This window comes from Streptomyces sp. NPDC033845 (genome assembly GCF_055576225.1).
Genome location: NZ_JBVIRI010000012.1, coordinates 28,301 through 49,382, shown reverse-complemented (window position 1 = coordinate 49,382; position 21,082 = coordinate 28,301). Strand labels below are relative to the sequence as shown.

General features: G+C 74.0%; 12 protein-coding genes and 1 pseudogene. 10 read left to right on the top strand and 3 right to left on the bottom strand.

The features are described from left to right. Positions 1-26: 26 nt before the first annotated feature. The gene (locus ACZ50K_RS24540; RefSeq protein WP_468906770.1) at positions 27-1,151 is read left to right on the top strand and encodes a GuaB3 family IMP dehydrogenase-related protein; all 1,125 of its coding nucleotides are present in this window, start codon (positions 27-29) and stop codon (positions 1,149-1,151) included. A gap of 75 nt (positions 1,152-1,226) precedes the next feature. Here ACZ50K_RS24540 and ACZ50K_RS24535 read toward each other — a convergent pair whose 3' ends face one another. Both ACZ50K_RS24535 and ACZ50K_RS24530 read right to left on the bottom strand, forming a co-directional pair. Next, a complete protein-coding gene (locus tag ACZ50K_RS24535) occupies positions 1,227-1,697 on the bottom strand; it encodes a hypothetical protein (RefSeq protein ID WP_468906767.1) in 471 nt (156 codons plus the stop codon). A 111-nt stretch (positions 1,698-1,808) separates the two neighbouring features. Beyond that, positions 1,809-3,038 carry a nucleotide sugar dehydrogenase gene (locus ACZ50K_RS24530; RefSeq protein WP_468906764.1) on the bottom strand — a complete coding sequence of 410 codons (1,230 nt, stop codon included), beginning with the start codon at positions 3,036-3,038 and terminating at the stop codon, positions 1,809-1,811. A gap of 229 nt (positions 3,039-3,267) precedes the next feature. On the opposite strand from ACZ50K_RS24530, the gene ACZ50K_RS24525 reads away from it, so the two are divergent. From ACZ50K_RS24525 to ACZ50K_RS24500, 6 genes are all read left to right on the top strand, one after another. Continuing rightward, positions 3,268-4,974, top strand: a complete 1,707-nt coding sequence (locus ACZ50K_RS24525) for a glycerol-3-phosphate dehydrogenase/oxidase (RefSeq protein ID WP_468906761.1) — start codon at positions 3,268-3,270, stop codon at positions 4,972-4,974. 165 nt (positions 4,975-5,139) lie between these two features. Further along, positions 5,140-7,551 (top strand): serine/threonine-protein kinase, encoded by a 2,412-nt coding sequence (locus ACZ50K_RS24520; RefSeq protein WP_468906758.1) that lies wholly within the window; start codon positions 5,140-5,142, stop codon positions 7,549-7,551. Positions 7,552-7,692: 141 nt separating this feature from the next. Beyond that, a complete protein-coding gene (locus ACZ50K_RS24515; protein WP_468906756.1) occupies positions 7,693-10,842 on the top strand; it encodes a protein kinase in 3,150 nt (1,049 codons plus the stop codon). A gap of 158 nt (positions 10,843-11,000) precedes the next feature. Further along, positions 11,001-12,710 (top strand): serine/threonine-protein kinase, encoded by a 1,710-nt coding sequence (locus tag ACZ50K_RS24510; protein ID WP_468906754.1) that lies wholly within the window; start codon positions 11,001-11,003, stop codon positions 12,708-12,710. 134 nt (positions 12,711-12,844) lie between these two features. After that, entirely contained in the window at positions 12,845-14,461 is a 1,617-nt protein-coding gene (locus ACZ50K_RS24505; RefSeq protein WP_468906751.1) for a succinic semialdehyde dehydrogenase, read from the top strand. Between the two features lie 23 nt (positions 14,462-14,484). Further along, positions 14,485-16,308, top strand: a complete 1,824-nt coding sequence (locus ACZ50K_RS24500) for a GMC oxidoreductase (protein ID WP_468906749.1) — start codon at positions 14,485-14,487, stop codon at positions 16,306-16,308. Between the two features lie 315 nt (positions 16,309-16,623). Here the strand turns inward: ACZ50K_RS24500 and ACZ50K_RS24495 are convergent. After that, positions 16,624-16,923: pseudogene (locus ACZ50K_RS24495) on the bottom strand (chorismate mutase); the annotation flags it as partial. A gap of 268 nt (positions 16,924-17,191) precedes the next feature. Here ACZ50K_RS24495 and guaA point away from each other — a divergent pair. The 3 genes from guaA (at position 17,192) to ACZ50K_RS24480 (ending at position 21,063) form a co-directional block, all read left to right on the top strand. After that, positions 17,192-18,772 carry a glutamine-hydrolyzing GMP synthase gene (gene guaA / locus ACZ50K_RS24490; RefSeq protein WP_468906746.1) on the top strand — a complete coding sequence of 527 codons (1,581 nt, stop codon included), beginning with the start codon at positions 17,192-17,194 and terminating at the stop codon, positions 18,770-18,772. A gap of 127 nt (positions 18,773-18,899) precedes the next feature. Continuing rightward, on the top strand, positions 18,900-19,700 hold the full coding sequence (locus tag ACZ50K_RS24485; RefSeq protein ID WP_468906743.1) for a class II aldolase/adducin family protein: 801 nt from the start codon (positions 18,900-18,902) through the stop codon (positions 19,698-19,700). A 97-nt stretch (positions 19,701-19,797) separates the two neighbouring features. Beyond that, on the top strand, positions 19,798-21,063 hold the full coding sequence (locus tag ACZ50K_RS24480; RefSeq protein ID WP_468906741.1) for a hypothetical protein: 1,266 nt from the start codon (positions 19,798-19,800) through the stop codon (positions 21,061-21,063). Positions 21,064-21,082 lie beyond the last annotated feature (19 nt).

The following is a 21,082-nucleotide window of genomic DNA, read 5'->3' as shown; positions in this document are numbered from 1 at the left end:
AGACCCAGAGGGAAAGGCCACCACACGTGACTGAGATCGAGATCGGGCGCGGCAAGCGCGGCCGCAGGGCGTACGCGTTCGACGACATCGCCATCGTCCCGAGCCGTCGTACGCGCGACCCGAAGGAGGTCTCGATCGCCTGGCAGATCGACGCCTACCGCTTCGAGCTCCCGTTCCTGGCCGCCCCCATGGACTCGGTGGTCTCCCCGCAGACCGCGATCCGCATCGGCGAGCTCGGCGGTCTCGGCGTGCTGAACCTCGAAGGCCTGTGGACCCGCCACGAGGACCCGCAGCCGCTGCTGGACGAGATCGCCTCGCTGGACGAGGAGACCGCCACCCGCCGTCTCCAGGAGATCTACTCCGCGCCGATCCAGGCCGACCTGATCCGGCAGCGCATCAAGGAGGTGCGCGACTCCGGTGTGGTCACCGCCGCCGCGCTCTCCCCGCAGCGCACCGCCGAGTTCTCCAAGGCCGTGGTCGACGCGGGCGTGGACATCTTCGTGATCCGCGGCACCACCGTCTCCGCCGAGCACGTCTCCGGCGCGGCCGAGCCGCTCAACCTGAAGCAGTTCATCTACGAGCTCGACGTCCCGGTCATCGTGGGCGGCTGCGCCACGTACACCGCGGCCCTGCACCTGATGCGGACCGGCGCGGCCGGCGTGCTGGTGGGCTTCGGCGGCGGCGCCGCGCACACCACCCGCAACGTGCTCGGCATCCAGGTCCCGATGGCCACCGCCGTCGCGGACGTGGCCGCGGCCCGCCGCGACTACATGGACGAGTCCGGCGGCCGGTACGTGCACGTCATCGCCGACGGCGGCGTGGGCTGGTCCGGCGACCTGCCCAAGGCCATCGCCTGCGGTGCGGACGCCGTGATGATGGGTTCCCCGCTGGCCCGTGCCACCGACGCGCCCGGCAAGGGCCACCACTGGGGCATGGAGGCCGTGCACGAGGACGTGCCGCGCGGCAAGAAGGTCGACCTGGGCACCGTCGGCACCACCGAGGAGATCCTCACCGGTCCCTCGCACACCCCGGACGGGTCCATGAACCTGTTCGGCGCGCTGCGCCGCTCGATGGCCACCACCGGCTACAGCGAGCTCAAGGAGTTCCAGCGGGTCGAGGTCACCGTCGCGGACTCCCAGCACCGCCGCTGAGGCCCCGCACGGACGTACGAAGGGCCGGTTCCCCGCGCGGGGAGCCGGCCCTTCGGCATGTGCCGGTCGGCGCCGTCAGGCGCCGGTCTTGCGGGCCGTCTGGAAGGCCGCGTAGCCGCCGATGCCGAAGAACAGGAACTCCATCGGGCCGGCGGCCTCCTTCCAGATGTCCAGCAGCACCGAGAAGCCGAGATCGAGCACCTCGCCGGTGCTCACGCCCGCCTCGTCGGCGCCGATCAGCACGATGCCGTACATCTGGCCGAGGAAGACGGCGGCCAGCGAGAGCAGGGCGGCGACCACCGGCAGCAGCGGGTTGTGGCCGCCGATCTTGCCCGCGGCGAAGCCGACGAGGGCTCCGACGCCGAGGGCCGCGTAGCCGATCTGGTGGTTGGTGGCGCCGATGATGCCGCCGTACACGCCGGCGGATACGACGGCCGTGACGAGGGCGGCCAGCAGGCCGAGGCCGAGGTTGCCGGTGCGGACCGGGGCGGCCGCCGGCGGCGGGGTCAGGGAGTCGGGCGCGGGCGGCTGGAAGGACTGGCTCATGGGAATCCCCCCCAAGGGATCGGAAACGGGCACGCCGAGGCACGCCCGTACAGGCGGCATAAGCGCGAGATAAGCGATGCCGCAGGCTAGCAGGCGGCTGCGACACCCGGGTCAGAGGCGGTGGGCGGCGCCGACCGGGCTGGCGCCGCGGGTGTCGAGCAGCAGCTGGGCCTTGACCGCCAGGCCCTGGAGGTCGTACGTCCGGTGGTGCTGGAGCAGGATCGTGAGGTCGGCGTTGGCGGCGGCCTCGTAGAGCGAGTCCGCGCGCGGGACCGGCTGCTCGCGCACCCGCCAGCCCGGCACGAAGGGGTCGTGGTAGCTGATCACGGCACCCAGGTCGAGCAGCCGGCTGGCGATCTCGCGGGCCGGGGAGCCCTCCTGGTCGGCCAGGTCGGGCTTGTAGGTGACGCCGAGCAGCAGCACCCGGGCGCCGCGGGCCGATTTCCCGTGCTCGTTCAGCAGGGTGGCGCAACGCTGGATCACGTACTGCGGCATCCGGTCGTTGATCTCCTGGGCCAGGCCCACCATGCGGAGCGGGTGGCCGGGGGTGCGGGTGGTGTGCGGGAGGTAGGTGGGGTCGAGCGGGACGCCGTGGCCGCCGACCCCGGGGCCGGGGCGGAAGGCCTGGAAGCCGTACGGCTTGGTCTCGGCGCAGCGGATCACGTCCCACAGGTCCACGCCGAGGTCGTGGCAGAGCACCGCCATCTCGTTCATCAGGGCGATGTTCACGTGCCGGTAGTTGGTCTCCAGCAGCTGGACGGTCTCCGCCTCGCGCAGGCCCCGGGCGCGGACCACCTTCTCGGTCAGCCGGGTGTAGAAGGCCGCCGCGGACTCGGTGCAGGCAGGGGTGAGGCCGCCGATGACCTTGGGGGTGTTGGCGAAGTGGTGGGTGCGGTTGCCCGGGTCGAAGCGGCTGGGGGAGTAGGCCAGGTGGAAGTCCCGGCCGGCCCGCAGGCCGGAGCCCGATTCCAGCAGCGGCCGCAGGTAGTCCTCGGTGACTCCGGGGTGGGCGGCGGATTCGAGGATGACGGTGGTGTGCGGGCGCAGCCGGGCGGCCAGCGCCCGGGCGGCCTCGCCGACCGAGGACAGGTCCAGGGCGCGGTCCGGGCCCAGCTGGGTGGGGGCGCAGATGACGGCGGTGCGGACCCGGCCGAGTTCTACGGGGTTGGTGGTGACCCGGAAGCCGGCCGCCGACATGCGGCGGACCTCGGCTGCGGTGAGGGTGGTGTCGGTGGCGGGGCCGCAGCCGTAGCCGACCGTCTCGATTCCGGCGGCGACGGCGGCCTGGGCGAGCGGCAGGCCGAGGTGGCCGAGTCCGATGACGGCGAGATCTGCGGGCATGGCGGTGCCGTCCCTTCCCTGACATGAGGGGGTGGTGCGCGCAAGTCCTGTGGACAGGGGAAGCTGGCGCTATGTCAGACTAGGCGTATATATGACCGATGTGTCGCATTGGGGGTCGCTGGTCGCCGTTGTGTTGTCCACAGGCGGTGGCTGATGTGTGGGCGCGAGGTCAGACTGAGGTCAACGGGGGATGTGAGCGGGGCGACCCGCACACCGACGGGAGGCAGCGGTGAGGACAGCGACACTCGGACCGGCGCAGCGCGCCGAGGCGCTCGACCGGATGGCCGAGCGGGAACTGGACGTGCTGGTGGTGGGCGCTGGGGTGGTGGGGGCCGGCACCGCGCTGGACGCGGTCACCCGCGGGCTGTCCACCGGGCTGGTGGAGGCGCGGGACTGGGCCTCGGGCACGTCCAGCAGATCCAGCAAGCTGATCCACGGCGGCCTGCGCTATCTGGAGATGCTCGACTTCGCGCTGGTGCGGGAGGCCCTGAAGGAGCGCGGCCTGCTGCTGGAGCGGCTCGCCCCCCATCTGGTCAAACCGGTGCCCTTCCTCTATCCGCTCCAGCACAAGGGCTGGGAGCGGTTCTACGCGGGCTCCGGCGTCGCGCTGTACGACGCGATGTCGGTGTCCAGCGGGCACGGCCGCGGACTCCCCGTGCACCGGCACCTCTCGCGCCGGCGGGCCCTCCAGGTCGCTCCCTGCCTCCGCAAGGACGCCCTGGTCGGCGCCCTCCAGTACTACGACGCCCAGATGGACGACGCTCGCTATGTCGCCACCCTGGTCCGGACGGCCGCGGGATACGGCGCGCACTGCGCCAACCGGGCCCGGGTGATCGGGTTCCTCCGGGAGGGCGAGCGGGTGGTCGGCGCCCGGGTGCAGGACGTGGAGGGCGGCGGGGAGTACGAGATCCGCGCCAAGCAGATCGTCAACGCCACCGGGGTGTGGACGGACGACACCCAGGCGCTGATCGGCGAGCGCGGCCAGTTCCACGTCCGTGCGTCCAAGGGCATCCACCTGGTGGTCCCGAAGGACCGGATCCACTCGACCAGCGGGCTGATCCTGCGTACCGAGAAGTCCGTACTGTTCGTCATCCCCTGGGGCCGGCACTGGATCGTCGGCACCACCGACACCGACTGGGACCTCGACAAGGCGCATCCGGCGGCCTCCAGCGCCGACATCGACTATCTGCTGGAGCATGTGAACTCGGTGCTGTCGGTGCCGCTCACCCGGGACGACGTCCAGGGGGTCTATGCGGGGCTGAGGCCGCTGCTGGCCGGGGAGTCCGACGCCACCAGCAAGCTGTCCAGGGAGCACACCGTGGCCCACCCGGTGCCGGGGCTGGTGGTCGTGGCGGGCGGCAAGTACACCACCTACCGGGTGATGGCCAAGGACGCGGTGGACGAGGCGGTGCACGGCCTGGACCAGCGGGTGGCGGAGTGCGTCACCGAGGACGTGCCGCTGGTCGGCGCCGAGGGGTACCGGGCCCTGTGGAACGCGCGGGCCAGGATCGCGGCCCGGACGGGCCTTCATGTGGTGCGGGTGGAACACCTGTTGAACAGGTTCGGCTCGATGACCGAACAGCTGCTGGAGCTGATCGCGGAGGATCCGGGGCTGGGCGAGCCGCTGGCCGGGGCGGACGACTATCTGCGGGCCGAGATCGTCTATGCCGCGTCCCACGAAGGGGCCAGGCATCTGGACGACGTGTTGACCCGGCGCACCCGGATCTCCATCGAGACCTTCGACCGGGGGACCAGATCGGCCCGGGAATGCGCCGAGTTGATGGCCCCGGTGCTGGGCTGGGACAGCGGGCAGATCGACCGGGAGGTCGAACACTACGAGAAGCGGGTGCAGGCGGAGCGGGAATCGCAGCGGCAGCCCGACGACCAGACGGCGGACGCGGCCCGGCTGGGAGCCCCTGACATCGTCCCGTTGTGAGCCGCGTCCGGAATTCGTGCTCCCGCGGCGCCGGGGAACCGTGGACCCCCGGCGCCCGTCCGTCCCGGAGTGAGCAACAATGAGGGTCCGGCCGGGGCGGGTTACGTCGGGACCCGGCGGATGCCGGGCCGGCCGGAGCGGGCGGCACGATCGCAGAGGGGACGCATGTCGAAGCCGGAGCACACGCCCTCTGGTTCCGGTGGGGGCAAGGGCGACAACAGCCCCCCGGAGCCAGCGTCGGCGAAGCCGACGGAGCCGGACATAGCCAACCCGGGGCCCTCGGCTCCGCTTGAGCCCGGTTCCGAGCCTGCCACCGCCGAGCCCGCGGACGCCGCACCGGAGCCCGCGGCCGTCGCGCCGGAGCCTGCCGAGGCCGAGGCCGACGCCGAGGCCGAGGCCGCCGACGAAGAGCCTGCCGGTGCCGAGCCGGAGGCGGTGGTGGCCGCGCCGAAGGCGGGCGGGGCCAAGCTGGTCAAGGGGCAGGGCGGCAAGGGGGATTCGGGGACCGCCGTCAAGGGGGTCACTGGGGACACGGCCGAGGACGAGGGGCGCCTGCTGGCCCGTCGATACCGGCTGGACCGGGTCCTGGGCAAGGGCGGCATGGGCACCGTCTGGCGCGCCGTGGACGAGATCCTCGGCCGCACCGTCGCCGTGAAGGAACTCCGCTTCAGCTCCGGCGTGGACGAGGACGAGAAGCGCCGGCTGATCACCCGCACCCTGCGCGAGGCGAAGGCGATCGCCCGGATCCGCAGCGGCGGCGCGGTCACCGTCTACGACGTGGTCGACGAGGACGGCCGCCCCTGGATCGTCATGGAGCTCATCGAGGGCTCCTCGCTGGCCGAATACATCAGGGACAAGGGCACCCTGACGCCCCGCCGGGCCGCCGAGGTCGGCCTCGCCGTCCTCGACGTGCTCAAGGCCGCGCACGGCGAAGGCATCCTGCACCGCGATGTGAAGCCGTCCAACGTCCTGATCTCCGACAACGGCCGGGTCGTGCTCACCGACTTCGGCATCGCCCAGGTCGAGGGCGACCCCTCGGTCACCTCCACCGGCATGCTCGTCGGCGCCCCCTCCTACATCTCGCCGGAGCGCGCCCGCGGCCAGAAGCCCGGCCCGCCCGCCGACATGTGGTCGCTCGGCGGACTGCTCTACGCGGCGGTCGAAGGCGTGCCCCCGTACGACAAGGGGTCGGCGCTCGCCACCCTCACCGCGGTGATGACCGAGCCGGTCGACCCGCCCAAGAACGCCGGACCGCTGACCGAGGTCATCTACGGCCTGCTGGTCCGCGACCCCGAGCAGCGGCTCGACGACGCCGGGGCCCGGGCCCTGCTCGCCGCCGTGGTCAACGCGCCCGAGCCGGCGCCCGCGAAGCCCGCGGGCGACCAGACCCGGGTGATCTCCCTGTCGGCCGCCAAGGCCGCCGCCGACCAGGCCGCGGCGGACAAGGCCGCGGAGAAGGCCGCCGAGAAGGCAGCGGCGAAGGCCGCCGCCAAGCGGGAGCGGGAACAGCGGGAGCGGGCCCGGGAGGCCCTGAAGGCGGCCCGCAAGGCGGCCGCCGCCGCCGCGGCGGCGGCCGCCGCGAGCGCGGCCGAGGCACCGGCGGGCGGCACCCCGTCCGGTTCCGGGACCAAGACCCCGGCCACCGGGGCCGACACCGCGGTGGTCACCGGCTCCCCGACCGGGTCCGGACCCGGAAAGCGGCCCGGGGCGGTCATCGCCTCGCTCACCGACGTGGTCCCGCGCCGCACCCTGGTGCTGGGCGCGGCCGCCCTGGTGGTGGTGCTGGCGGTGCTGGGATCCCTGCTGGTCTGGGCCCTCGGCGGCGACGACACGAAGGGCGACGGCGCGGGGAAGGACCCGGACCCCAAGGTGTCCGGTTCGCCCTCGGCCGGAGGCAGCGAGGGCAAGGACGGCAAGACGCCCCCCGCGGGCCAGGACTCCGCCTCCGGCGGCTCGGGCGGCTCCGGCCCCGCCGGCCAGGGCGCCGACTCGGGCGGCCAGGGCTCGGGTTCCGGCTCGGGTTCCGGATCCGGTTCGGGTTCCGGTTCGGCCGGGCAGGGCTCCGGTACGGCCGGCACCCAGGGCAACGGCTCCCAGATCCCCGGCGGCACCGCACTGCCCGCCGGATACACCCTGGTCACCGAAGCCGGGTTCCACTTCCAGATAGCGATGCCCTCGGACTTCCGGAACATAGGGATCGCCGGGGTCAAGTCGGGGGTCAAGTTCGCCCGGAACACCGACTCCTTCCCGCGGCTCCAGGTCGACTTCAACGCGAAGCCCGGCGACAACGCGGCCAAGGCCTGGTTCGACCTGGCGAAGAACGTCGCCGTCACCAGCCGGGACTACGACACGATAGGGATCAAGCCGGTGCAGTACCGCGGCTATCCCACCGTCGCGGACTGGGAGTTCGAGCGGACCCAGGGCGGCACCAAGGTCCGGGTGCTGAACCGGGGCTTCAAGGTGGACGACACCCACGGCTACGCCATCATGATCACCTGTGCGGCGGACCAGTGGAACGGCCCGGAGTGCACCCAGCTCCGGAACACCGCCTTCGCCACCTTCCAGCCCAAGGACTGAACCGGGCCGGGAGCGGGACCGGACCGTGCGGGGGAGACTCGCAAGGTCCGGGACGCGGGCGGGTCCTGCGACGTATCGTGTCAGCGGGGCCGCGGGGGAACATGCCCCGGTCATCGGCGGATTCGGCTCGGGGGAGGCGGAGTGGACGACTACTCGGGGCGCATCCTCGCCGACCGCTACCGGCTGCCGCTGCCGCCCTCGGACGAGTACGAGCTGATCGAGACCCGGGCCTTCGACACCCGGAGCGGGCAGGAAGTCCTGGTCCGGCAGGTTCCGTTGCCCGAGGTCGTGGACGCGGAACTGCTCGACGGCGGCCATCCGGCGGCCGGCCGCGGCCCGGGACCCTGGCCGGGCGGCGCCGGTGAACTGCCCGCGGTGCGCCGGGCCATCGAGGCCGCGCAGGCGGCGGCCCGGATCCCCGACCACCCCCGGCTCGACCAGGTCTTCGACGTGTTCGCCGAGGACGGCTCGCTGTGGATCGTCAGCGAACTCGTCCCCGCCCGGTCGCTGGCCGCGCTGATAGCGGAGGAGCCGCTGAGCCCGTACCGGGCGGCGGAGGTAGCCTCCGACGTGCTGACCGCCCTGCGGGTGCTGCACGCGCACGGCTGGACGCACCGGAACATCACCGTGCGGACCGTGCTGGTCTGCGAGGACGGGCGGGTCGTCCTGACCGGACTGGCGGCCGGAGCGGCGGAGGAAGCCCTCTGCGGCTACGACCCGGTCCCCCCCGCGGACGGCCCCGGCCCGCTCTGGAACGCCCCCGCCGCCATCACTGACCCGGGCTCCGTCGGGCCCTATCCGTCCCTGGAGGCCTATCCGGCCGAGCGGCCCGGGCCGGCCCTGCTGCCGGTGCCGGGTGCCCCGGGCGCGCCCGGCTGGGACGCTCCGGCCGGGCCCCTCGGGGCCGCCGGCCGGCCGCCGGAGGGGTATCCGCCCGCGGGCGGGCAGCCGGGTCCCGGGGCGGCGCTGCCGCCCGGGGCGGCCTTCGGCGGTGCTCCCGAGACGGCCGGACCGCCGGAGCGCACCGGGGAGGGGCCGGGGACCGGTGCCGCCGCCCTGCGGGCCGGCCGGCCCGACGACACCGGGCAGGGGCCCGTCTACGCGGACCGCATCACCCCCGGGCAGCTCCGGGGCGAGGACCGGCCCGACCTCAAGGCGGCCGCCCGGGCGGGTGCCGTCGCCGCCTACCGGGCCGGGGCGCAGGCCGCCGCGGCCCGGGTCAGCGAGGAGCGCCGCGCGGCGGCCGCGGCCGGCCCCGGGCCGGAGCCGAGGCCGCACGGATCGAAGCTGCCGCAGGGCTACTCGTACCCGTACGGGACCGGCCCGCGCACCCCGGACACCCGGCCCGAGGACACCGGCGGCGCCACGGGCCCCGGCCCGGAGCACCTGCCGGCCGCCCCGGAGGGGCCGGACGGCACGCACAGCCGCCACGGGGTCGACGAAGGCCACCGGCCGCCCGCCGGTCACGAGGGCTCCGCCCCGGCCCGCGGCACCGGTCCGGAGCCGGGCGGGACGGCGGCGGGCGAGGGCCGGGGCGACGGCGAGGGGACGGGCGGGGAGGAGACCCGGGGCGGTCCGATCGCCGTGCCTCCGCTGCCCTACGCCCGGCGGGCCCTGCCCGCCCAACTCGCCCTTCCCCAGGGATACCAGCAGGCCACCGCGCACACCGCCGCCGAACCCCGGCAGCCCCGGGCGGCCCAGCACCCCCACGAGTTCCCGGGCGCCGAGGGCGCCCCGGCGGCGCCGGGCGGCGGCACGGAGCCCACGGGGCAGGACGCCTGGCGGGCCGCGCTGCCCTCGCCCAGGACCGCACCCGCGGGCGACCCGGCCGGGCAGCACCCGGGAGAGGCCGTCGTGCCCGGCGGGCCGCGGCCCGACTCCGGCTCATGGCAGGCGGCCCAGCTCCGGCACCAGGCCCCGGTGCCTGCGCAGGCCCCCGGCCCGCAGCCGGGCCACCCGCGGCCCGAGCTCTCCGGGTTCACCGACCGGCCTGACGGGTCCGACCGCTCCGACCGCTCCGACCGGTCTGACCGCACCGGCCGGGAGGCCTGGGGCGGTCAGGGCAAGGCGGGCAGCGGGCTGGCCGCCGAACGGGCCCGCCAGACCAGGATCGCCGTGGTCGGAGCGGTCACCGAGCGCTGGGCGCCCGAGCAGGCCCGCCCGGTGCACGGCACCTGGCAGCTGGCCGCACCCGTCGGCCCGGCCACCGACCTGTGGGCGCTCGGCGCACTGCTCTACCGCTCCGTGCAGGGGCACGCCCCCTACCCGGAGGAGAGCGCCGCCGAACTCGTCGAGCTGGTCTGCGTGGAGCCGCCCGCCTTCGCCGAGGAATGCGGGCCGCTGCGGCCCGTGGTGGAGTCCCTGCTGCGCCAGGACCCCACCGAACGACCCGACTTCGAGGAACTCCGCGGCTGGCTCCGCTCCCTGGTGCGGTCCGCGCCCGAACCGGAGGGCGGCGAGCCCCTGGTGCTGCCGCCCGCCGACCCGGCCCGGCTGCCCGCGGTGCGCCGCCGCGCCGAGGTCCACCACGGCAGGCACCGCCAGGAGGCCGGGGCCCGACGGCCCCGCCGGGCCGGCTCCCTCGGCCGCAACCTGCTGCTCGGGGTCCTGGTCGGACTCGCCGGAGTGGTCGCGTACGCCGTGTTCCTGCTGCCCGGCGCGAACCAGGAGCCGGTCGGCAGCGCCGGACCGGGCCCCGGGCCGACCCGCACCGGCACCCAGCCGTCCGGACCGGCCGCCACGCCCGGCGGCTCGGGCGCGCCCACCCGGGGCGGCAGCACCCCCGATCCGCAGGCCTCCACCGAACCCGGCGACCGCCCGACCCGCAGCAGCGCCCCCGCCCCGGCCGGCTACACCAGTGCCCAGGACCCGGAGGGCTTCGAGGTGCTGGTCCCGGCCGGCTGGGAGCGGAGCGCCAAGAACGACGCCGGACAGGTCCGTTACTCCGACGGGGACTACGAGCTGATCGTCGTCCCCGGCCGGGACGCCTACCAGGGCAATCCGGACCCGCTCGCCTACCAGAAGGACAAGGAGCGCGAGCTGGAGCCCTTCCGGTACTCGACCTGGGCCACCTCCACCGGCACCAAGCAGACCAGGGTGGGGCAGAAGCTGTCCGCCGAGGGCACCTACACCTGGACCGACGCCACCGGCCGCAGTCTGTTCGTCCGCAACCACGTGGTGGCGCTGGGCGGCCGCTACCACGTGGTGATGGTGCTCGGCCCGCAGGACGGGCAGGAGAAGGTCACCGAGGTGCACGCGAGAGCCACGGGGAGTTACCTTCCCGGGCGTTGAGGCCCGCCGGCCCCGGCCGGCTGCCGTACGAACCGCATCTGACCGCCCGTCATTACGGCGATTGCGTCACAGTGCGGCCCTACTCACCCCGCTTGGTTCCGGCCATACCCGCGCGCTCCGTAACCTGGCGTCCGAAGTGCACAGAGCGGCGAGGTTTCGTGGAACACAGGACAGGCGAAGGCGACGTACTCGCGAACCGGTACCGGCTCGCCGAGCCGATCGGCCGCGGCGGCATGGGAAAGGTGTGGCGGGCCCATGACGAACTGCTCCACCGGACGGTGGCGGTCAAGGAACTGACGGCCGGTCTGTACGTCGCGGAGGCCGACCGGGCCGTACTGCACGCCCGCACCCAGAAGGAGGCGCGGGCCGCCGCCCGGATCGCCCATCCCGCCGTGGTCACCGTCCACGACGTCCTCGAACACGACGACCGTCCGTGGATCGTCATGGAGTACATCGACGGGCCCTCCCTCGCCGACGCCGCCAAGGCGGCCGGCCGCATCGAACCCCGCGAGGCCGCCCGCATCGGCCTGCACGTCCTGGGGGCCCTGCGGGCCGCGCACGCCGTGGGAGTGCTGCACCGGGACGTGAAACCGGGCAACGTGCTGCTCGCCAAGGACGGCCGGGTGCTGCTCACCGACTTCGGGATCGCGGCCATCGAGGGGGACACCTCGATCACCCGGACCGGCGAACTCGTCGGCTCCATCGACTACCTGGCCCCCGAGCGGGTCACCGGCGGCGCCCCCGACCCCTCCTCCGACCTGTGGTCGCTCGGCGCCACCCTGTACACGGCGGTGGAGGCCCGGTCCCCGTTCCGGCGGACCTCGCCGATCTCCAGCCTCCAGGCGGTGGTCAACGACGAGCCGCCGCCGCCCCGGCAGGCCGGCGCCCTGGGGCCGGTGATCACGGCGCTGCTGTGCAAGGACCCGGCGGGCCGGCCGTCGGCCGGCGAGGCCGAGCGGATGCTGCTGGAGGCGATGGAGGGCCGCGAACCGAGGGCCGCGCAGGCGTACGTCCCGACGCGGAGCTTCACCGCCCAGGAGCGGGCCGGTGCCCCGGAGCACCTCGGCGCCCCGCACCCCGCCCCGCACCCCGCCCCGCACCTCGCCCCGCATCCCGGGACGACACCCATGACGGCACCGATGCCCGCCCCCGCGCCCATGTCCGCGCCCATGTCCATGCCCGCGCCCGTGCGGCCGGCACCCCCGGCCGGCTCCCGGGCCGGGCGGCTGCGGCGGGGTGCCGCCGTGGCCCTGGTGGCGGCCCTGCTCGGCGGTGGCGGGGTGTTCGGCGTGGTCACGTACCTCGACCGGGAGAAGGGGCAGGGGACCGGACAGACCGACGGCCGGGCGGCCGCGAGCGGTGACCCGTCCCCGGGTGACGGCAAGGGGCGGTCGGGCGGCCCTGTCTCCGTCCCGGACGGCTGGCGCCGGGTCACCGACCCGGCCGGGTTCACCCTGCTCGTCCCGAACGGCTGGCGGCGCACCACCGACAAGCAGCAGATCGACTACAGCCCGGACGGCGGCCGGCACCGGCTCCGGATCAGCATCGACCGCACCCCGGACTTCCCGGACACGGTCGCGCACCTGCTCGACGTGGAGAAGTCCCTGCGCGCCCGGCTCCCCGGCTACGACCGGCTGTCCCTGGGCCGGAACGCCTTCCAGGGCCGCCCCGACGCCGCCGTCTGGGAGTTCACCTGGACCGAGCGGACCGACCATCCGGGCCCGCGCCGGGCCGTCGACCAGATGTACGTGGCGGCCGACGGCACCGAGTACGCCCTGTACATGACCGGCCCCGCCGAGGGCTGGTCCACCACCCGGTCCCGGTTCGAGACCATGCTCAGCGGCTGGGAGCCCGCCCCGGCGGGCTGAGCGGGCTGACGGGGCCGGTCGGGCCGCCGCGGCACCCGACCCGCCCCACCGCGCCAGTGTTCACTGGCGGAAAACTCATCTCGTGGTTACCAATGGGTACCCAAAGCGGTGCGGGGAGCAATACGCTCACCCGCATGACGGATTCGCTCGCCCCGGCACCCCCCGCTCCCACCAACCCGGTCGCCGCGGCACCGGCCGGCGCGCGCACCGCCGCCGACGTGGTGACCCCCGACCTGGTCGCCCGGCTGACCCGCGGAGTCCACGGGTCCGGCCGCACCGCCAACCACACCCCGCTCACCGGGGCCAAGCTGGCCGACCTGCCCGAGGCCACCGCCGAGGACGTCGCCGACGCCTTCGGACGGGCCAGGGCCGCCCAGCCCGCCTGGGCCGCCCTGCCGGTCCGCGCCCGGGCCGCCGTGCTGCTGCGCTTCCACGACCTGGTGCTGGCCCGGCAGGCCGAGGTCCTCGACCTGATCCAGCTGGAGACCGGCAAGGCCCGGCTGCACGCCTACGAAGAGGTCATGGCGGTGGTCGTCGCCGCCCGCCACTACGGGCGCAAGGCCCCCTCCTACCTCGGCCCCCGCCGGCACACCGGCGCCGTGCCCGTCCTCACCAAGGTCACCGAGCTGCGCCAGCCGCGCGGGGTGATCGGGCAGATCGCCCCCTGGAACTACCCCCTGGAGCTCTCCGTCGGCGACGCCCTGCCCGCCTTCGTGGCCGGCAACGCCGTGGTGATGAAGCCCGACACCGAGACCGCGCTGACCGCCCTGTGGGCCCGCGAACTGCTGATCGAGGCCGGACTGCCGGCCGAGGTCTTCCAGGTGGTCCTCGGCGAGGGCCCGGTGGTCGGCCCCGAGGTGGTCCGGCACGCCGACTACGTCTCCTTCACCGGCTCCACCCGCACCGGCCGCGAGGTCGCCCGCGGCGCCGCCGACCGGCTGGTCGGGGTCACCCTGGAACTCGGCGGCAAGAACGCCATGCTGGTGCTGCACGACGCCGATGTGGAGAAGGCCGCCCAGGGCGCCGTCCGGGCCTGCTTCTCCTCCGCCGGACAGCTGTGCATCTCCATCGAGCGGCTGTACGTGCACGCCTCGATCGCCGACGAGTTCGTCGAGCGGTTCGCCGCCCGCACCAGGGCCATGCGGCTCGGCGCCTCCCTCGCCTACGGCGCGGACATGGGCTCGCTGGCCGGCGAGCGCCAGCTGGAGAACGTCCGCCGGCACGTGGACCAGGCCGTCGCCAAGGGCGCCACCCTGGTCGCCGGCGGGGTCGCCCGCCCCGACATCGGCCCGCTGTTCTACGAGCCGACCATCCTCGACGGGGTCGAGGCCCCGATGGCGGTCTGCGCCGAGGAGACCTTCGGCCCGGTCGTCTCGGTCTACCGGTTCACCGACGAGGACGCCGTCATCGCCGAGGCCAACGCCACCCCGTACGGACTGAACTCCAGCGTCTGGACCAAGGACGCCCGGCGCGGCCACGCCGTCGCCACCCGGCTCCGCACCGGCACCGTCAACATCAACGAGGGGTACGCCCCGGCCTACGGCAGCGCCCAGGCCCCGATGGGCGGCATGAAGGAGTCCGGCCTCGGCCGCCGACACGGCTCCGAGGGCATCCTCAAGTTCACCGAGGCGCAGACCGTCGCCCACCAGCGGCTGCTCCCGATGGCCCCCTCGCTGGGCCTGGACGACGAGAAGTACGCGGCCCTGATGAACCGGGGCCTGAAGCTCATGAAGTCCTTCCGTCTGCGTTAGCTGTCAGCCCAGGAGGCACAGCGGTGTCGTTCGACCAGCACCAGCACCAGCACCAGGACAACGACCGTGACGACTACGACTACGACGTCATCGTCATCGGATCGGGTTTCGGAGGGTCGGTCGCGGCACTGCGGCTGACCGAGAAGGGCTACCGGGTCGGCGTGCTGGAGGCCGGCCGCCGGTACGCCCGGGAGGACCTGCCGAAGAACAGCTGGGACCTGCGGAACTATCTGTGGGCCCCGGCGCTCGGCCTGTACGGGATCCAGCGCATCCACCTGCTCGGCAACGTGATGGTGCTGGCCGGCGCCGGGGTCGGCGGCGGCTCCCTCAACTACGCCAACACCATGTACGTGCCGCCCGCCGCCTTCTTCGAGGACCGGCAGTGGGCGGGCATCACCGACTGGCACGAGGAGCTCGCCCCGTACTACGACCAGGCGAAGCGGATGCTCGGCGTCCGGCTCAACCCGACGATGACCGCCGCCGATGTCCACCTCAAGGCCGTCGCGGAGAAGATGGGCGCCGCGGACAGCTTCCACCTTGCCCCGGTCGCGGTCTTCTTCGGCGACGAGCAGGACGCCGAGGGCACCGCCACCACGGCGGCCGGCCGGGAGGCCCCCGACCCCTACTTCGGCGGGGCCGGACCCACCCGGAAGGCCTGCACCGAGTGCGGCGAGTGCATGACCGGCTGCCGGCACGGCGCGAAGAACACCCTGAACGAGAACTACCTGTACCTCGCCGAACGCGCGGGCGCCGTCATCCACCCGATGACCACGGTCACCGCCCTGGCCGAGCACCCCGACGGCGGCTACCGGGTGCGGACCGTCCCCACCGACGGCCGCCGCCGCGGCCCCGTGAAGGTGCTGCGCGCCCCGCGGGTCGTGGTCGCCGCCGGAACCTACGGCACCCAGACCCTGCTGCACACCATGAAGGACCGGGGCGAACTGCCCCGGCTGTCCGACCGGCTCGGCGAGCTGACCCGCACCAACTCCGAGGGCCTGGTCGGCGCCCAGACCGACGACCGCCGCTACCACCGCAGGCACGGCGGCGACCGGCGGGTGGACTTCACCAAGGGCGTGGCCATCACCTCCTCGGTGCACCCCAACGGGGACACCCACATCGAGCCGGTCCGTTACGGCAAGGGCTCCAACGCCATGGGGTTCATGACCATCCTCCAGGTCCCCTACAGCAAGCACCGGGTGGCCGCCTGGCTGGCCAGGACCGCCGCCCACCCGCTGCAACTGCTGCGCTCGCTGTCCACCCGGCGCTGGTCCGAGCGGACCATCATCGGCCTGATCATGCAGTCGGTGGACAACTCGCTGACCACCTACCGCAAGCCCGGCGGCCTGGGGAAGGGCCTGCTCACCGCACGGCAGGGGCACGGCGCGCCCAACCCCACCCAGATCGAGGAGGCCACCCTCACGGCCACCCTGCTCGCCGAGGAGATCAACGGTTTCCCCGGCAGCAACGTGGGGGAGCTGACCGGCACCCCGCTCACCGCCCACTTCCTGGGCGGCTGCCCGATCGGCGGCTCCGCGGCGGAGGGCGTGGTCGACCCGTACCACCGGCTGTACGGGTACCCGGGGATCTCGGTGGTGGACGGTTCGGCGATCTCGGCGAACCTCGGGGTGAACCCGTCGCTGACCATCACCGCGCAGGCCGAGCGGGCCATGTCCTACTGGCCGAACAAGGGCGAGGCCGACCCCCGGCCCGCCCAGGGCGAGGCCTACGCCCGGCTCGCGGCGGTGGAACCGGCCTCCCCGGCGGTGCCCAAGGAGGCGTTCGGCGCGCTGCGGCTGCCGTTCCTGGCCGTCCCGGAGGTCCCGCCGAAGCGGCAGCCCCGGCCCTAGGTGTGTGACACAGGTCACAAGAGAAGTCCCGGTCGGCCGTACAACCTTCACGGCCGACCGGCTGTCATCTGGGTGCGATCGTCGGGACCGCGCTCGGAGGGGGAGTGCGGTCCCGCCCTCGTGTTCCGGTTCCGGTGCGTCCGGCGGAACGGCCGGCCCCGGGCGTCCCCGGAACCGGCCGTCCTTCATGAGATGACCGGGCTGCTGTCCCCTGCCGTCCGGTCACGGGCCACGCGTGACAACCTCACCAACGAAGCCCCTCCGGGGCGGTCACGATCCGGACGGGTGACGAACGGGCGCCCGCGGACCCCGCCGTCAGACCCGGCCGCGGCTCAGCTCCAGCAGGGTCATGGCCAGGGCGGTGCCCGGCTTGCCCAGGGCGTCGCTCCAGTGCTGGAGCACCTCCATCTCGCGCGAGAGGTGCACCCGGCGCCCGCCGGAGGAGATCCGGGCCTCCTGGATGACGGCCGAGACCGCCATCCGTTCCTGGATCAGCCCGATGATCCGGTCGTCGATGGCGTCGATCCGCTCACGGGACCCGGCGATCAGCTGCTCGGGGGAGGTGGCGGCGATGGTGGTGCTCATGGTTTCTCCTCGACGGTTCGTGGTTCTGCCGGCAGGAGCGGAAACGCGGAGCGCCCCGGTCCTGTCGGACCGGGGCGCTCTGGGAAGTCAGCGGCTCAGGCGAGCATCACGATGACCCATGGCGACCGGACCGGCCGGTGCCATAGGTAAAGAGGAAGCTCAGCTGCTTGCGCACGGAAGCATTATGGGCCTTCTGTCCCCCGCCCGGTCAACCGGGTTCGGATGGTGAGACGAAAGGGGGCGCGGCTCCCCCGTTAGAATCGACAAAACACCACCCTTTCCGCCGGAAGGCCGCCCCGTGCCAGTAGCACCCTCCGCCGCGCCGGACGTCGTCCTCGTAGTCGACTTCGGCGCGCAGTACGCCCAGCTCATCGCCCGCCGCGTCCGTGAGGCCCGGGTCTACAGCGAGATCGTGCCGAGCACGATGCCCGTCGCCGAGATGCTGGCCAAGAACCCCAAGGCGATCATCCTCTCCGGCGGCCCGTCCTCCGTGTACGAGGAGGGCGCTCCGCGGCTCGACCGCTCGCTGTTCGAGGCCGGGGTCCCCGTCTTCGGCATGTGCTACGGCTTCCAGCTGATGGCCGTCACCCTCGGCGGCACCGTGGACAACACGGGCGCCCGCGAGTACGGCCGCACCCAGCTGGCCGTCAGCAAGCCCGGCTCCACCCTCTTCGAGGGCACCCCGGACAACCAGTCGGTGTGGATGTCGCACGGCGACGCCTGCTCCGCCGCCCCCGAGGGCTTCACCGTCACCGCCTCCACCGGCGTGGTCCCGGTCGCCGCCTTCGAGAACGACGAGAAGAAGCTGTACGGGGTCCAGTACCACCCCGAGGTCATGCACTCCACGCACGGCCAGCAGATCCTGGAGCACTTCCTCTACCGCGGCGCCGGACTGGCCCCGAGCTGGACCACCGGGTCCATCGTCGAGGAGCAGATCGCGGCCATCCGCGCCCAGGTCGGGGACAAGCGCGCCATCTGCGGGCTGTCCGGCGGCGTGGACTCCGCGGTCGCCGCCGCCCTGGTCCAGAAGGCCATCGGCAACCAGCTGACCTGCGTGTACGTGGACCACGGCCTGATGCGCAAGGGCGAGACCGAGCAGGTCGAGAAGGACTTCGTCGCCGCGACCGGGGTCCGGCTGAAGGTGGTGGACGCGCAGGAGCGCTTCCTGGACGCTCTCAAGGGGGTCTCCGACCCCGAGGAGAAGCGCAAGATCATCGGCCGGGAGTTCATCCGGGTCTTCGAGCAGGCCCAGGCCGAGATCGTCGCCGAGGCCCCGGACGAGACCCCGGTGGAGTTCCTGGTCCAGGGCACCCTGTACCCGGACATCGTGGAGTCCGGCGGCGGCACCGGCACCGCCAACATCAAGTCCCACCACAATGTCGGCGGACTGCCCGAGGACCTGGAGTTCCAGCTCGTCGAGCCGCTGCGGCAGCTGTTCAAGGACGAGGTCCGGATGGTCGGCCAGGAGCTGGGCCTGCCCGAGGAGATCGTCCAGCGCCAGCCGTTCCCCGGCCCCGGCCTGGGCATCCGGATCGTCGGCGAGGTCACCCGGGAGCGTCTGGACCTGCTCCGCGAGGCCGACGCCATCGCCCGCCACGAGCTCACCGCGGCCGGTCTGGACCGCGAGATCTGGCAGTGCCCGGTGGTCCTCCTCGCCGATGTCCGCAGCGTGGGCGTGCAGGGCGACGGCCGGACCTACGGCCACCCGATCGTGCTCCGGCCGGTGTCCTCCGAGGACGCGATGACGGCGGACTGGACCCGGATGCCGTACGAGGTGCTCGCCCGCATCTCCACCCGCATCACCAACGAGGTCGCGGACGTGAACCGGGTGGTCCTCGACTGCACCAGCAAGCCGCCGGGCACCATCGAGTGGGAGTAGTCCTCCCCGCCCCACGGGCCTGAACCGGAGCCGCCGTCCCCCCACTTCGGGGGCGGCGGCTCCGTCGTTCCTCTGGCCTGTTCGCGGGGGCGCCGGTACCTTGCCGCCGCGACCGAAGGAGGGGCCCATGCAGGAGCGGACGGAACCGCCGGAGCCGGTGCCCGTGGAACGGCTGGGGTTCGACCTGCCCCCGGTGCACCCCGGCCCGGCCGAGGAGCGGGCGCACCGCAAGGAGCGGCTGGCCCAGGCGCTGCGGGTGCTGGCCCGGCTCGGCTTCGAGGACGGGGTGTCCGGGCACGTCACCGCCCGGGACCCGGAGTTCGAGGACTGCTACTGGGTGAACCCGTTCGGCCGGGCCTTCGGCGGGCTGACCGCGGCGGACCTGCTGCTGGTCGACGGGGACGGGCGGGTCCGGGAGGGCGGCCGCCGGGTCAACGGGCTCGCGTTCGCGGTGCACGCGGCGGTCCACCGGGCCCGCCCCGAGGTGGTGTCGGTGGTCCGCACCCACGCCCCCCACGGCCGGGCCCTGGCGGCGCTGGGGGAGCTCCTCGCCCCGGTCAGCCAGGAGGCCTGCGCGTTCTACGAGGACCACGCGCTGCTCGACGAGTTCGGGCCGGCCGAGGACCCGGACCGGACCGCCCGCGCCCTCGGCCCGTACAAGGCGCTGATCCTGCGGAACCGGGGGCTGCTGACGGTCGGCGGGTCGGTGGACGCGGCCGTGTGGTGGTTCGTCGCGGCGGAGCGGGCCGCGCAGGTGCAGCTGCTCGCGCGGGCGGCCGGGAAGCCGGTGCCGGTGGACCACCGGGCGGCCCTGGCGACCCGGGAGCGGTTCGGTTCGGACCTCGCGGCCTGGGTGAGCTACCAGCCGCTCCGGGAGCGGGAGGCCGCGGCCGCGTCAACACCGTGGACGGCCCCTCACCCGCTCTGACATCGCGCGCAAACCGGAGCACTGTCGCAGTGGTGCACAATTCGCAGGCATCGCACCGTAGTTCAGAGTTTGAGAAGTTCAGGGAGGCGGCACGCTCGTGGCTGTCCAAGAGATCCACCGCACCACCCACGGCGGCGCCTGTACCTGCGAGGACTGCCCGCACGGGGCGCGCGAGGGCCACCGCCGGGCGGCCCGCGCCTTCCAGGAGAAGCGGGACGGGTTCGCCGCCGGCGAGGGACTGCCGGCCGCCGTGGCCCGCTCGGCCGGGGCCTCCCGCCAGTGGGTGTCGGACGAGCTGACCGTGTCCGCGCGGACCGTCGCCGACCGGGGCCGGGAGGCCGGCCACTCCTGGCTGTACCTGCTGTCCCGGCGGGCCGTGCTCACCGTGTGGATCGCGGCCGGGGTGCTGCTGGTGGTCCAGGTCGGCACCGCGCTGGGCACCGGCTGGTCCACCGCCCGGACCGCCGGACTGCTGGCCGCGCTGCTGCTGGCCGGACTGCTCACCGCGGCGGCCCGCGCCCAGAGCCTGCGCGGCGGGCTGCTGGCCCCGCTGGTGGGGGAGGACAACCGGCTGTCCACCTCCAAGACGGTGCCCGCCGCCTGGGTGGTGCTGACCGCGTTCGCCACCCTGCTGCCGGCCCTCCGGCTGGCCGCCTCCGCGCCCGGGGCCGAACGGGACGCCCTGTACGCGGGTCTGGAGCTGTGGCGGGCGCTGCCGCTGCTGGCGGTGGTGGGGCTGACCTCCGGGGCGGCCGTGCTGGTCCGCCGGGTGGTGGCGGCACGCATCCTGCGGCAGCGGCTGCAGAAGCTGCCGGCCGACCGGCCACGCGGCGCCGACCTGCTGACCGACGACTCGGGCCGGGGCAGTCTGCCGGACGCCCAGTACGTGCTGGTGTCCACGGTGGTGCTGGCCTACGCGGCGGTGTCGCTGGCCCGGTTCCCCGACCGGCTGCCGCGGCTGCCCTGGGCGCTGGCCCTGCTGGTCGCCCTGTCGGCGGTCGTCTATCTGGCCGCCAAGTTCACCGAGGGCAGCCGGCCGCTGGTGCTGTCGGTGGTCCGGACCCGGGAGCCGGGGGACCTGGACGCGGCCGTCCGCACCGGTGACGACATCGAGATCCGCGGGGTGGGTTTCGTCCCGCCGGGCGCGCACACCCCGGAGATGCTGGCCCGTCTGGTGGTACGCATCGGCACCGTCCATGTGCACGTTCCGCTGGTCCCGGTGGCGGGGGGTTTCACCAACCCCTCCGACACGGTGCTGGTGGTCCCGGTGCCGGCCGAGGTGGAGCCGGGGCGGGTCGACGTCCAGGTGGTGACGGCGGCGGGGGTGGAATCCAACCGCTGCGGCATCGACGTGGCGGAGTGAACGGGGTAGAGATGGGGAC

Bases quoted from the DNA above. Each gene is read 5' to 3' on its own strand.
- ACZ50K_RS24535 (WP_468906767.1), bottom strand. From the start codon at position 1,697: ATGAGCCAGTCCTTCCAGCCGCCCGCGCCCGACTCCCTGACCCCGCCG.
- ACZ50K_RS24530 (WP_468906764.1), bottom strand. From the start codon at position 3,038: ATGCCCGCAGATCTCGCCGTCATCGGACTCGGCCACCTCGGCCTGCCG.
- ACZ50K_RS24520 (WP_468906758.1), top strand. From the start codon at position 5,140: ATGTCGAAGCCGGAGCACACGCCCTCTGGTTCCGGTGGGGGCAAGGGC.
- ACZ50K_RS24505 (WP_468906751.1), top strand. From the start codon at position 12,845: ATGACGGATTCGCTCGCCCCGGCACCCCCCGCTCCCACCAACCCGGTC.
- ACZ50K_RS24485 (WP_468906743.1), top strand. From the start codon at position 18,900: ATGCAGGAGCGGACGGAACCGCCGGAGCCGGTGCCCGTGGAACGGCTG.